Here is a 12659-nt window from a genome sequence, read left to right as displayed (position 1 = left end):
TGTACAAGCTCGGCCGTTCCAGTGTCTCAACGGGTTAACCGCCCCTTAAACCGCCACATTTAGGGTGCCTCAGAGCACAAAGGCCGGAATCGAAACGGCATCGAGCAAAATGCGGGGTTTCAAGGAACGTGGCGAACGGACGTGATCGGCGGGAGCCGGTTTTCGATGCGCCCGCTGCGGAGGCGGGGGAGCTGGATTTTCACCTCTCGCCCGAGGACCGGGCAGGGGGATCCATGACGAGACGGCGCGCTTCCAGGCAGGACGACGGGGGCAGGCGGCCGCGCCGCGGGTCAAGCCCGAAGAAATCCAAGCGCAAGGGCCGCTCATTCCTGGGCAAGCTCATCTATGCGGGCGTCGTGCTCGGCCTCTGGGGCATCATCGCCGTGGGCGGCATCGTGGCCTATTACGCCTCGCAGCTGCCCCCCATCGACCAGCTCTCCGTGCCGAAGCGTCCGCCGAACATCGCCATCCTGGCCAATGACGGCTCGCTGATCACCAACCGGGGCGAGACGGGCGGGCGCACGGTCATCCTGAAGGAGCTCCCGCCCTATCTGCCGAAGGCATTCGTGGCCATCGAGGACCGGCGCTTCTACGATCACTTCGGCATCGATCCCGTGGGCATCTCCCGCGCCGTCTATCGCAATCTCAGCCGCTCCGGCGGCCTGCAGGGCGGCTCGACCCTGACCCAGCAGCTCGCCAAGAACCTATTCCTGACCCAGGAGCGCACCGCCTCCCGTAAGATCCAGGAGGCGATCCTGGCGCTATGGCTGGAGCGCAACTACTCGAAGGACCAGATCCTCGAGCTCTATCTTAACCGCGTCTATTTCGGTGCAGGCGCTTACGGCGTGGAAGCCGCCGCCCAGCGCTATTACGGCAAGTCCGCGCGCCACGTATCGCTCTCCGAGGCCGCCGTGCTCGCGGGCCTCGTGCAGTCGCCCTCGCGCCTTGCACCCAACCGCAATCCGAAAGCGGCGCAGGCCCGTGCGGAACTCGTGATCGCGGCGATGAAGGAACTGGGCTTCATCACGCCCGACATGACGAAAACCGCCCTCGGCCAGCCCGCCGAGCCGATCAAGCCGAACGGTGCGGGCTCGGCCAATTACGCGGCGGACTACGTGATGGACGTGCTCGACGATTTCGTCGGCACCATCGACACGGACATCGCCGTCTTCACCACCATCGACCCGACGATGCAGGCCGCCGCCGAGCGCGCACTGGTGGACGAGCTCAACGCCAAGGGCCAGAAGTTCAACGTGAGCCAGGGCGCCCTCGTGGCCATGAAGCCGGATGGCGGCGTGCAGGCCCTCGTCGGCGGGCGCAATTACGAGGCGAGCCAGTTCAACCGGGCCACCGCCGCCCGCCGCCAGCCGGGCTCGTCCTTCAAGCCCTTCGTCTATCTCGCCGCGGTGGAACGCGGCTACACGCCCGACATGGTCCTGGAGGACGGCCCCGTGAACTACAGGGGCTGGGCGCCGCAGAACTACGACCGCAAGTACCGCGGCCCCATCGCCATGCGCGACGCGCTGGCGCTCTCGCTCAATACCACCGCCGTCAAGCTCAACATGGAGGTCGGGCCGAAAACGGTGGCGCAGACAGCGCAGCGGCTCGGCATCACGTCTCCGCTTCAGGCGAACGGCTCGCTCGCGCTCGGCACCTCGGAGGTGACGCCGCTCGAGCTCGTCTCGGCCTATGCGGCCTTCGCCAATGGCGGCATCGGCGTCACGCCTTACGTGATCAGCGAAGTGAAGACGCTGGACGGCAAGATCATCTACAAGCGCCCGTCATCCGCAGGCGGCCTCGGCCGCGTCATCGATCCCGCGGCGGTCGCGATGATGAACGAGATGATGCACAACACCTTCGTGATCGGCACCGCGCGCAAGGCGCAGATCCCCGGCTGGCCCATGGCCGGCAAGACGGGCACGACGGACGATTACAAGGATGCCTGGTTTATGGGCTTCACCGGCAATCTCGTGGCGGGCGTATGGCTCGGCAACGACGACGGCGCCCTCACCAAGCGCGTGACCGGCGGCAACCTCCCCACGGAGGTCTGGCACAACTTCATGAAGATCGCCCTGAAGGACAAGCAGCCCGTCGCGCTGCCCGGAAGCGAGCGATTCCGCAGCGACGTGCCGGTGGCCGATGCGGGCGGCGATCCGCGTTATGCCAATGCCGGCGACAGCGACGCCTGGGTTCCGCCCCAGCCTCAGCGCCGCGCCAATTCGCGCGAGAAGAACTTCTTCGAAAAGCTGTTCGGGCTTTAAGCCCGGACACATTACCTGAGACGTAATCGCCACGCCTCCCCAGGCACGGCATGCTGGCTCCGTGATCAAGCCAAGGAGCATGCCATGTCCGCTTATGCCGTTGCCCGCCTCACCGATGTCGTCATGGGCCCGGAGATCGTCGAGTATATCAAGAGGATCGACGCGACCCTGGAGCCGTTCAACGGCCATTTCCTGATTCACGGTGGTCCCGTGGAGCGGCTGGAGGGCGCGTGGTCGGGAGACCTGATCATGATCGGGTTCCCGAATATGGAGAGCGCCCGCGCGTGGTATGCCTCTTCCGCCTATCGGGACATCCTGCCCCTTCGGACCAGCAACTCAAAAGGCGACGTCATCCTCATCGAAGGCGTTTCCCCCGACCATCGGGCAACCGACATTCTGAATGCCGTGGCCGCGTGAAATCTCACGCTGCCTTTTCCCGCGCCCTTCCCGTTGCCGCAAACACCAGAAGCGCCAGCACGCCGGTGCCCGCGATGGCCGTCGGCAGCGGCAGGGCGGAGCCGCCGAGGTTCTGTCCCAACACGATTCCGAGAATGGCGGCGAACGTCATCTGACAGATGCCGAGCAGGGACGAAGCCGCGCCTGCGCGATCGGGAAATGGCATCAAGGCCGAGGCCATGGCCTGGGGCATCGTGAGGCCGACGCCCATGGCATAGATCGCCATGGGCCCTGTGATCGCGAAGGATGACGGAACGCCGAGTGCGACGAGGGCGAGCATCAGCACGCCGCCGATGGCAAGGCTCGTCACGCCGAACCGGATCGTGCCGTCGAGACCGCGCCTGCCGACGAGAAACTGCGCCAGGAACGTGCCGCCGATATAGCCGATCACCATGAAGGCGAAGGAGAACGCGTAGGACAATTCATCGAGACGGTAGACGCCCTGAAGCACGAAGGACGAGCCGGAGATGAACGCGAACAATCCGCCATAGGCGAGCATCGAGAAGCTCACATAGGTGCGATAGCCGGGATGCCGCAGCAGCACGCCGAAACCGCGCAGGATCGAGGCGAACGAGATCGGGTGAGAGGATTTCGCGCGGATGCTTTCCGGCAGGCGCGTCAGAACGATGACGGCGAGAGCGATGCCGCAGAGAAGCATCACGCCGAAGGTCACGCGCCACTCGTAGAACTGCGCGATAAGCCCGCCGAAGACCGGGGCGATGGCGGGCACGACGCCCATGATCGAGCCCATGCGCGACAATTCCTTGCCGGCGCGCGGGCCCTCGTAGAAATCGCGCACGATGGCGCGACCGAGAACGATGGGACCGGATGCGCCGAGCGCCTGCAGGAAGCGTGCTGCGATGAGAGTTTCGATATTGGGCGCGAGCGCGCAGATGAGGCTGGCCAGCGTGAACAGCCCGAGCCCGAAGAGAAGCATCGGCTTGCGCCCGACCTTGTCGGAAATCGGCCCGTAGAAGAACTGCCCTGCCGCGAAACCGAAGAGGAACGCGGACAGCGTCATCTGCGCCTGTCCGGTGGTGGCCTGCAACCCCGCAGCAATCGCCGGCAGTGAGGGCAGATACATGTCCGTCGACAGCGGACCGAGCGCGGTCAGCAACGCGAGAACGACGGTAAGAGCCAGGGTATCGGGCTTGAGCATGGACAAGATCGGCACATTGCAAGGGACACGCTGGGACTAAGCCCAAAAGCCCTTCCTGTCATCCGCCGACCTTGGTCGTGTTTCACCCGATCCGATGCAGGGCGCTGCCGTAGGTCTTGAGCCAGGCTTCCGCCTCGTCGGTGCGCGGGCAAAGCTGGTAGGTGATCTTCCAGAAGCGCTGGGAATGGTTGAGCTCGCGCAGGTGCGCGACCTCGTGGGCGGCGAGATAATCCAGCACGAAGGGCGGGGCCATGATGAGCCGCCAGGAGAAGTTGAGCGCGCCATTGGCCGAGCAGGAGCCCCAACGGCTCTTGGTGTCGCGCACGGTGATGCGCTTGGCGGGGACGCCAAGCTGAGCCGTATGCTTCTTCACGGCGAGCGCGAAGTCGCGCTTGGCCTCGGTCTCGAGGAAGTCGCGCACGCGGCGGGCCACATGGGCGGTCTCGCCCGTGACGGCAATGATCGGATGGCCCGCATTGTCGTGCGTGGCCTGCGTGACTCCGCGAATCGACGACCAATGCACGATACGGTGCAGCACGCCCCTCAAGGGGACGAGCTCCCCCGGCTCGAAAGGCACCCGTTCCGGCACCTTGGCGAGGCGGCTTGCGATCCATGGGCTGTGGCTGTCGGCAAACTTCTGGGCCAAGCCTACATCGGTGCGCTCAGGAATGGTGAGCACGACCTCGCCGGTCGCGTGGGACACGCGCAGCGTGATCCGCTTCGCGGTCGGACGGCGCTTGAGGGCCACCTTAAATACCTGGCCCTCATGGGAAACTTTCAAATGTGGTGGGTCCGCAGGAACGCGGCGAAACAGGGCGGATTTCATGTCCGCAATCTGCCCGTTTACGTCGATTCTGTCAGCGCAGCCGTTTGCCGCTCCCAGGAACGCATCAAGAACGGACTTGGGCTCTTGACGCGATCCTGAGGGCTCGTTCTCAGGCGTGCTTTTCCACGAATTCAACGATTCGAGGAGCGATCTGAGCCCTGAAGCGAGAACCGTTGAAGACGCCATAATGCCCGACCCCGGCCTGCAGGTGATAGAGTTTCTTGTCCGAGGGAAGGTTGGGTGTCAAATCGATGGCGGCCAGGGTCTGGCCTACACCTGAAATGTCATCCCGCTCGCCTTCGATGGCCATGATGGCGCAACGGCGGATCGCCATGAGATCGACCGGCTCGCCCCGGTGCAGCATCTCGCCCTTCGGCAGCTCGTGCTTCACGAATACCTTCTCCACCGTCTGCAGGTAGAACTCGGCGGTCAGGTCCATGACGGCCAGATACTCGTCATAGAAATCGCGGTGCTTCTCGGCCGAATCGCCGTCGCCCTCGACGAGATGGTTGAACATCTCCCAATGGGCGCTGAGGTGCCGGTCCATGTTCATGGCCATGAAGCCCGAAAGCTGCAGGAAGCCCGGATAGACATCGCGCCAGAAACCCGGATGGCTCGGGGGCACCTTGACGATGCAATGCTGCTTGAACCACTCGATGCCGCGCTCTTCCGCCAGCCGGTTCACGGCGGTGGGCGAGCGGCGGGTGTCGATGGGTCCGCCCATGAGGATCATGGACCGCGGGATGCCGGGATCGTTCTCGGCCTCGAGACGCGCAACGGCGGCCACCACAGGCACGGCCGGTTGGCATACGGCCATGACATGGAGATCAGGGCCGAACTCCCGGAACATGGCCTTGAGGTAGTCGATGTAATCGTCCAGGTCGAAGCGGCCGTCGGCCAGGGGCACCATGCTTGCATCGGCCCAGTCGGTGATCATCACCCGATGGGTGGGCAGGAAGGTCTCCACCGTGCCGCGCAGGAGCGTGGCGTAGTGGCCGGACATGGGCGCGACGATCAGGAGCTTGGGCTGATTCGCAGCCAAGGAATGGTCACGCTCGAAGGAGATGACCCGGCAGAAGGGACGCTCCCACACGATCTCTTCGGTCACCGTCACGTCCTCGTTGCCGATGGTCGTGGTGTCGAAACCGAAGGTCGGTTTGGTGTAACGGCGGGTGGTGCGCTCGAACAGCTCGCACGCAGCCGAAACGGTGCGCCCGTAGGGAGTGTTGGTCAGCGGGTTGCCGGGATTGTCGAAGAAGAGCCTTGTAATATCGGAAGCTGCGCGGGCGGGACTCAAAAGCCAATGCGCGGTATCGTACCAGTAATAAGAAAAATTCATTATATGTCCCCAAAGGCTGGGTGCCCATCTTCTCCCTTGCTGCAGGGTAGGCTTTATCCTCAACCGTAATTTTTAGATTAAAGTTCCCCTTAAATATTGCAACCAGCTTATCGGTTGGCCGTCTTTCCTTGCGCCATACCTCTTCCGACATATCCCTTCGAATATTTTTTAGGATTTTCTGCCTCTATCCCGTTGCTTCGCGCGTTGCTTGGCGAACAGCTTCCAAACCCTATTCTGTTCGTTCATGGTCGCCATTCCAGCCAACAACCTCAAACCCTCTCCGCGTCAGCTGCGTCTCGACACTCTTGTCAGGCTTCGCTGGCTGGCCATCGCAGGGCAATCGGCGGCCGTCGCCGGCGTGCGCTTCGGTCTCGGCTTCCCGCTGCCCTTCGAGCTGTGCTTTCTGGTCATAGCCGTCTCGGTCTGGACCAACCTGCTGCTGCGCATCCAGTTTCCCGCAAGCTACCGCCTCGGCGACAACGCGGCCACGGCGCTGCTTGCCTTCGACATCCTGCAGCTGGCGGCCCTGCTCTATCTCACCGGCGGATTGGAAAACCCCTTCGCCATGCTGTTCCTCGCGCCGGTGCTGATCTCCGCGACCGCGCTCACTCCGGAACGGACCCTCGCTCTCGGCCTGCTGGCGGTGGGCTGCGCCACCTGTCTCGTGCTCGCCCACCGCCCCCTGCCCTGGTTCCCGGGGCAGAGTCTGAGCCTGCCCTTCCTCTACGTGTCGGGAATCTGGACCGCGATCCTGCTGGGAACGGTCTTTACCGGCATCTACGCCTGGCGCGTGGCGGAGGAGGCGCGCCAGCTCGCGCAGGCTCTCGCCGCCACCGAACTCGTCTTGGCCAGGGAGCAGCATCTTTCGCAGCTCGACGGCCTCGCCGCCGCAGCCGCCCATGAACTCGGAACGCCGCTTGCCACCATCGCGCTGGTGTCCAAGGAGCTCGGCCATACCTTGCCGAAGGAGGGCCCTGTGGCAGATGACCTGCGCCTCCTCCAGGAGCAGGTGGACCGCTGCCGCTCGATCCTGACCAAGCTCACGTCCATGGGAGAGGAGGACGAGGGTTTCCTGGAGACGATCGCGCTCAGCCATCTGGTCGAAGAGATCGTCGAGCCCCAGCGGGCGGTGGGATTCGACGTGCGGGTTAAGGCCCACGGCGAGGGCCCCGAGCCCATGGGACGCCGCAATCCAGGCGTGGTCTACGGCCTCTCCAACATTCTCGACAACGCCACCGACTTTGCCGAGAGCCAGGTCACCATCGAGGCCTGCTGGTCTCCTCACGAGGTTTTCATCGAGATCCGCGATGACGGACCCGGCTACGCGCCCGATATTCTGCTTCGTGTGGGAGAGCCCTACGTCACGACCCGCAGCGCGGCGGAACGCACTGAAACCAACTTAGACGAAGGTGGAGGGTTGGGCTTAGGACTCTTCATAGCCAAGACTTTGATCGAACGATCGGGGGCCGAACTGACCCTCACGAACGCCGCTCCGCCCGCGACCGGAGCCATCGCCCGGATCGTTTGGCCGCGTCATGCGTTTGAAAAGGGTGCGGCAATTTCGCCGCAGGGAGACTCCAAGGGGACTCTCAAAGAACAGAGGAAGAATTCCCATATGTAGAACAGGCTCTTGGGCCTGCTTTCCAGGAAGGAATTTTCCCAATGCAAGGAGATGTTCTGATGGCCGATGCGCCTGTTGCGTTCGAGGATCGGACAGACAAGAGCCTGTTGATCGTTGATGACGACCGGCCCTTCTCGACCCGTCTCGCCCGCGCCATGGAAGGCCGCGGCTATCAGGTGCGCGTTGCCGAAAGCGTGGCCGATGGCATCGCTGCGATCGACAACGAGCCTCCGGCTTTCGCCGTGATCGACATGCGGCTCGGCGACGGCAACGGTCTCGATGTGATCGAGCGTCTGAAGAATCGCCGCCCCGATGCACGCGGCGTCATTCTCACCGGATACGGCAACATCGCCACCGCCGTGACGGCGGTGAAGATGGGCGCGTTCGATTATCTCGCCAAGCCCGCCGATGCGGATGAGATCCATGCGGCTCTCATGGCCCATCCGGGCGAACGTGCGCTGCCGCCGGAAAATCCCATGTCCGCCGATCGGGTGCGCTGGGAGCACATTCAGCGGGTCTACGAATTGTGCGGCCGCAACGTCTCCGAAACCGCGCGCCGGCTCAACATGCACCGCCGCACCCTGCAGCGGATTCTCGCCAAGCGCGCACCGCGGTAGAAGCTGCGCACCGCGGTAAAATCCTAAAGGCGTCCGTCAGCGATCCTGTCCGGATCGGCCAGCGCGTGCAGGGCCGATGCCGCCGCGTGGGCGAAGCGCAGGGTCACCGCCTTGCGGCGCGCGCCGGCAAGCGGATGATGCAGGGATTCCCGCATCACCGCCGCCCCGAAACTGTCGGCGATGATGAGCCCGCGATCCTCGGGAAGAATGTCGAAGGGCACCGTTTCCGGAATGGCGAAATAGAACCGGTCGCAGAAGTCCTCGTAATCGGGCCATTTGCGGTCGGCACGGAAATCCGCAACGCTCGACTTGATCTCGATGATGGTCAGCGACCCGTCGGGCGCGAGCGCGATGAGATCGGCGCGCCGCCCGTTCGCTAGGGTAAATTCAGGCAGCGTCACATGACCGAGTTCCGCAAACAGCCGCCGCACGCCACGCTGGATGCCGGCGGCCACGGGCGATTGCCGCCCGTCGGCGGGAAGGATGATGGTGGAGATGCGAGCGGCTGACGAATCGGACATGGGCGCAGAGTAACCGCTCCGCCCATGCCTGCAACGACAGGAATGTCGCGCATGGAGCGGGCTTGCCGGCGCTGTCCCTCATGAGGCCGGTGCGGGCCACAGGACCCAGAGAAGCAGGCCAGCCGTTGCAATCCAGAGAACGATGATCGCTGCTGCCGCCATGCGGCTTACAGGACGCTCCGACCGCTTCCGCGCGGCCTCGCGGAACTCCGCCATCAGCGGCTCCGGGATCATCCTGATCACGAGCGCAAGGGCCACAGGCAGGATGATCACCTCATCGAGATAGCCCAGCACCGGGATGAAATCCGGGATGAGGTCGATCGGGCTGAGTGCGTAGGCGGCAATCGCCATGGCTGCGGCCTTCACATACCATGGCACGCGGGGGTCCCGGGCCGCGATGTAGAGCGCGAGCACATCCTGCCTGATCGCGCGCGCCCACTCCTTCAGCCGTGCTCCGAATGTCATGTCCCGCCTTCCGGCGCTCATGCACGAGCGCCGGCAATACCCATGGAGGCGTTGCGCGATCAATGCAGCATCAGATTGTGCGGGGACAGGTTCTCCAGCAGGTCGTGCAGTTCGTCCATGTGCGGATTGATGGCGAGCGCGATCTGAAAGGCCGCGCGGGCCTCGTTGAGATGGCCGTTGCGCAGGCACACGTTGCCGAAGCTCGAGATGGCGCCGAAATGGCGAGGCTCCAGCCTCAAGGTCTGGGCGATATCGAGCAGGCTGTCCGCGTCGCGTTTCTCGATATAGGCGAGCGTCGCGCGCTTGTTCCAGGCCTCGGCCCAGTCGGGATGCTTGATCACGAGGTGATCGAGCAGGGGCCTGGCCTTCTGCAATTCGCCCGATGCGATCGCCTCCACGGCAGCCGCCAGCGTTTCCTCCGCCACCCGGTCCCCGTGAGCGCTCCAGAGCGTCCATATCTGGTCTTCGATATCTTCCACCGGACGGGCGGGATCCGTTTGCGACAATTCCCTGAAAAGCCCCTTCAGGCGGCTCGGCAGAGCAGGCGACGGTGTGAGCCCGGGAACTTCGAGGATGAGCTGGAAAACCGGATCGACCGGCAGGGACGACGACATAATGGAGCCTGATCACCCTCTCTGAAAATGCGGATGGAAGGGTCACATAGGGGCGATAACCGGGGCGACGAGGGGCCAATCACAGAGATTGGACTGGCCGGAATGGCCGGGCTTCGCTAGTTTCACCTCCAAATTCGGCACATGAGACAATAACCTGGGGGGATGTCATGGAGCGCGACCCGTTGCGCCTGGCCTGGAAGGCTTCTCCATTCCGTCACGTCCTCGGCTTCGGACTCCTGCTTCTTGCCGGCTTCTGCCTGATCGTCGGCCTGGAATTGATCCGCACCGTCGTGGATCGCGCCGTTGCGGGCGGCGGCTCGACGCCGGGCACGTTGCTGCGCATCGCGCTCGCTCCTCCCGCCAGCCTCTGGCCGGAACCGCTGGTTCTGTTCCCCGGCATCACCCTCGGCCCGGAAGCCTTCGCGCTCGCCTCGATCGGCGGCATCGTGCTCGTTCCCGTTCTCATCGCGCTGCTGCTGGTCCCCCTCGACGGAATCGCCGTCAGCATCGGCTCGCGGGCCCTGGCCAAACTGCGCTCCCTGACCCTGGACGCCATCCTCAAGGCCCCGCCCTCGGCGCAGGACGATCTTTCAACGGCAACGACGCTTGCCGCCCACGGGCTTGCCCGCGAGAATTCCGTGCTGGGCCTGAGCCTCTTCGTCCCCGTCAAGATCGGCGGCATGATCGGCCTGTGCTTTGCCTATGTGCTCGTGATGGATTGGTCGCTCGGCGCCACCCTCGCCGTGGTTCTGACCATCGGCGCCATCCTGAATGCGCGCCGCGCGCTGCTTCGGTTCGACGCCACTGCCGCACGGCACCGGGAGGGCGCGTTGGCCGAGGGCGTTCTCGCAGGCCTCGAGCACCGCATCCCGGCCATGCGCGCCCACGGCACCGGCTTTTACGAACGGGACCGGGTGCGCAATCTTCTCGTCGAAGGCCATCGTCCGGTGGCGCGGCGCGAGTACCGCCTGGCGCTTGTCGATTCCACCTCGGCCATCGTCCTCATGCTGGCGCCCGTCGCGGTGCTGGCGCTCGGCGCGTGGTTTGCGCAGGATCGCCCGCTGACGGCCGGCATGGTCGCGGCCTGCTCTCTTGCTTCCGCGCTCGCGGCCTATGGAGTGCGCGAGCTCGTGCAATGGCACCGGATGGCCTCGCGGGCCCGCGCCCTGCTGTCGGACGTGGCCAAAACCCTTGCTGCCCTGAAGCCGCGCGACGCCAAGAAGGGCAAAGCCTCCCTGCCGGAGAACGGCGCGCTCGTGGCGCAGGGCGTCTCGGCCTACGATCCCGCAAGCGGCGCACGGATCACGGGGGTCAACCTGAACCTCGCCTTCCCGTCGCACGTAGCTCTCGTGGGCGACGGGGATTCCGGGCCGCGCCTTCTCGCCGCCCTCATGAGCGGCCAGCTTCATCCGTCAGTCGGGCACGTCACCTATGGCGGCGTCGATCTGATCGAGGCCAATCCCCTCGAGCGCAGCCAGCGCATCGCCATCGCGGGCGACACGGTGCTCATCGAGGGCAGCCTGCGGGAAAACCTGCTCTACGGCTGCTCCGCGCCGCCCGAGGAGCGCGAGCATCGTCTCTGGGATGCCATCACGGTCGCGGGGCTCGACCGCCTGACCCATGCGCGCGGCTTGTCCGGCACCCTCGACCCCAAGCGCGAGCCCGCGATCGCGGAGGCCATCGTGACAGCGCGCCGCCTGGTGCAGGCCGCCCTGCGCGAGGAGCAGCTCGACCGCTTCGTCGATCCCTTCGATGCCGCGCGCTACAACCGCTACGCCACCATCGGCGAGAACCTTCTGTTCGGTCAGCCGGTCGGCGACACGTTCCAGCAGGACCAGCTCTCCGCCCATCCCTTCGTGCGCGCGCTCCTCGAAGCCAACGACCTCACGAAGACCTTGAGCGGCATCGGCCTGTCGATCGCCACCAGCATGGTGGAGATCTTCGCCGACATCCCGGACGGACACCCGCTCTTCGAGCGCTTCTCGTTCTTCTCCGCATCCGACCGCCCCTACTTCCAGGATCTTGTGGAGCGTCAGAGCGGCCTGCGGCGTCCCGGACGCGATCAGGAGCGCCTGATCGGCCTGGCGCTGCGCTACAACGAAAGCCGTCACCGCCTGGGCCTGGTCGACGAGGCGCTCGAGGCGCGCATCCTGACCGCGCGCAGCGATTTCGCCCGCATGCTTCCGGTCAGCCTCCGTCCGGCCATCGAATTCTACGATCAGGCGCAGTTCTGCAGCGCCGCGAGCGTGCAGGACAACCTGCTGTTCGGGCGCATCGCGGCGGATCAGGCGGGCGCGGCGGAAGCCGTGCAGGGCGTCATCCGCCGGGTTCTCACCGAGCGCGGCCTCGATGGAGAAGTCTCTCGCATCGGCCTCGATCTTCCCATCGACGTGCAGGGCGACGACCTCAGCCTGACCGAAATCGCCGCCGTGGATCTGGTGCGCTGCCTCGTGCGCCGTCCGAGCGTCCTGGTCGTCCAGAGGGCGCTCGACGGCCTGCCCGGTCCCGCAGCCGACCGGCTGGTGGCGGCGCTTCGCCGCTCCATGGTCGGGCGCGGGCTGGTCATCGTCACGCCCGCTATCTCACCTGCCATGGATCAACCGCCCTTCGATGCCGTTATCCGTTTCGAGCGGGGCGAGCCCGTCGTGGTTCCCCGCTTGCGACAACCGGAGGCGCTGAGTGCATGACAGCCCCGACTTGCTTATCCGAAAGAGCTGGGGTCATCTGATTGTCATGTGCGGCATCGCACATATACGGGGTTTTCCGCTGGGCATGATCCA

At 64.9% G+C, this 12659-nt stretch carries 11 protein-coding genes; 5 read left to right on the top strand and 6 right to left on the bottom strand.

What is annotated here, in order from left to right:
* Positions 1 to 128 precede the first annotated feature (128 nt).
* Entirely contained in the window at positions 129 to 2261 is a 2133-nt protein-coding gene (locus tag BLP10_RS07245; RefSeq protein ID WP_091132687.1) for a transglycosylase domain-containing protein, read from the top strand.
* An 84-nt stretch (positions 2262 to 2345) separates the two neighbouring features.
* On the top strand, positions 2346 to 2678 hold the full coding sequence (locus BLP10_RS07240; RefSeq protein WP_091132684.1) for a DUF1330 domain-containing protein: 333 nt from the start codon (positions 2346 to 2348) through the stop codon (positions 2676 to 2678).
* Between the two features lie 4 nt (positions 2679 to 2682).
* Here the strand turns inward: BLP10_RS07240 and BLP10_RS07235 are convergent, their stop codons facing one another.
* The 3 genes from BLP10_RS07235 to BLP10_RS07225 form a co-directional block, all read right to left on the bottom strand.
* Positions 2683 to 3876 (bottom strand): multidrug effflux MFS transporter, encoded by a 1194-nt coding sequence (locus BLP10_RS07235; RefSeq protein WP_091133493.1) that lies wholly within the window; start codon positions 3874 to 3876, stop codon positions 2683 to 2685.
* Positions 3877 to 3958: 82 nt separating this feature from the next.
* The gene (locus BLP10_RS07230; RefSeq protein ID WP_091133491.1) at positions 3959 to 4702 is read right to left on the bottom strand and encodes a M48 family metallopeptidase; all 744 of its coding nucleotides are present in this window, start codon (positions 4700 to 4702) and stop codon (positions 3959 to 3961) included.
* A gap of 109 nt (positions 4703 to 4811) precedes the next feature.
* Positions 4812 to 6041 (bottom strand): polyhydroxyalkanoate depolymerase, encoded by a 1230-nt coding sequence (locus BLP10_RS07225; protein ID WP_091132680.1) that lies wholly within the window; start codon positions 6039 to 6041, stop codon positions 4812 to 4814.
* A gap of 244 nt (positions 6042 to 6285) precedes the next feature.
* Between BLP10_RS07225 and BLP10_RS07220 the strand changes: the two genes are divergently transcribed.
* Together BLP10_RS07220 and BLP10_RS07215 are read left to right on the top strand one after the other, a co-directional pair.
* Positions 6286 to 7662 carry an ActS/PrrB/RegB family redox-sensitive histidine kinase gene (locus tag BLP10_RS07220; RefSeq protein WP_091132677.1) on the top strand — a complete coding sequence of 459 codons (1377 nt, stop codon included), beginning with the start codon at positions 6286 to 6288 and terminating at the stop codon, positions 7660 to 7662.
* A 59-nt stretch (positions 7663 to 7721) separates the two neighbouring features.
* The gene (locus tag BLP10_RS07215; RefSeq protein WP_139165443.1) at positions 7722 to 8279 is read left to right on the top strand and encodes an ActR/PrrA/RegA family redox response regulator transcription factor; all 558 of its coding nucleotides are present in this window, start codon (positions 7722 to 7724) and stop codon (positions 8277 to 8279) included.
* 23 nt (positions 8280 to 8302) lie between these two features.
* Here the strand turns inward: BLP10_RS07215 and BLP10_RS07210 are convergent, their stop codons facing one another.
* From BLP10_RS07210 to BLP10_RS07200, 3 genes are all read right to left on the bottom strand, one after another.
* Complete coding sequence (locus BLP10_RS07210; protein ID WP_091132670.1) at positions 8303 to 8800, bottom strand: MmcB family DNA repair protein; 498 nt, start codon at positions 8798 to 8800, stop codon at positions 8303 to 8305.
* A gap of 78 nt (positions 8801 to 8878) precedes the next feature.
* Positions 8879 to 9265: a YkvA family protein gene (locus tag BLP10_RS07205; protein WP_091132667.1), complete on the bottom strand. Its 387-nt coding sequence runs from the start codon at positions 9263 to 9265 to the stop codon at positions 8879 to 8881.
* A 59-nt stretch (positions 9266 to 9324) separates the two neighbouring features.
* Entirely contained in the window at positions 9325 to 9879 is a 555-nt protein-coding gene (locus tag BLP10_RS07200) for a tetratricopeptide repeat protein (RefSeq protein WP_091132663.1), read from the bottom strand.
* A gap of 167 nt (positions 9880 to 10046) precedes the next feature.
* On the opposite strand from BLP10_RS07200, the gene BLP10_RS07195 reads away from it, so the two are divergent.
* Positions 10047 to 12566, top strand: a complete 2520-nt coding sequence (locus BLP10_RS07195) for an ABC transporter ATP-binding protein (protein WP_091132659.1) — start codon at positions 10047 to 10049, stop codon at positions 12564 to 12566.
* The last annotated feature ends 93 nt before the right edge of the window (positions 12567 to 12659 follow it).

Source organism: Microvirga guangxiensis (assembly GCF_900102135.1).
Classification (GTDB): Bacteria; Pseudomonadota; Alphaproteobacteria; order Rhizobiales; family Beijerinckiaceae; genus Microvirga; species Microvirga guangxiensis.
The sequence above is the reverse complement of the archived record's forward strand: the minus strand, read 5'-3'. Positions and strand labels throughout refer to the sequence as shown.

Bases quoted from the DNA above. Each gene is read 5' to 3' on its own strand.
- BLP10_RS07230 (WP_091133491.1), bottom strand. From the start codon at position 4,702: ATGAAATCCGCCCTGTTTCGCCGCGTTCCTGCGGACCCACCACATTTG.
- BLP10_RS07215 (WP_139165443.1), top strand. From the start codon at position 7,722: ATGGCCGATGCGCCTGTTGCGTTCGAGGATCGGACAGACAAGAGCCTG.
- BLP10_RS07195 (WP_091132659.1), top strand. From the start codon at position 10,047: ATGGAGCGCGACCCGTTGCGCCTGGCCTGGAAGGCTTCTCCATTCCGT.
- BLP10_RS07200 (WP_091132663.1), bottom strand. From the start codon at position 9,879: ATGTCGTCGTCCCTGCCGGTCGATCCGGTTTTCCAGCTCATCCTCGAA.
- BLP10_RS07240 (WP_091132684.1), top strand. From the start codon at position 2,346: ATGTCCGCTTATGCCGTTGCCCGCCTCACCGATGTCGTCATGGGCCCG.
- BLP10_RS07235 (WP_091133493.1), bottom strand. From the start codon at position 3,876: ATGCTCAAGCCCGATACCCTGGCTCTTACCGTCGTTCTCGCGTTGCTG.
- BLP10_RS07225 (WP_091132680.1), bottom strand. From the start codon at position 6,041: ATGAATTTTTCTTATTACTGGTACGATACCGCGCATTGGCTTTTGAGT.
- BLP10_RS07205 (WP_091132667.1), bottom strand. From the start codon at position 9,265: ATGACATTCGGAGCACGGCTGAAGGAGTGGGCGCGCGCGATCAGGCAG.
- BLP10_RS07220 (WP_091132677.1), top strand. From the start codon at position 6,286: ATGGTCGCCATTCCAGCCAACAACCTCAAACCCTCTCCGCGTCAGCTG.
- BLP10_RS07210 (WP_091132670.1), bottom strand. From the start codon at position 8,800: ATGTCCGATTCGTCAGCCGCTCGCATCTCCACCATCATCCTTCCCGCC.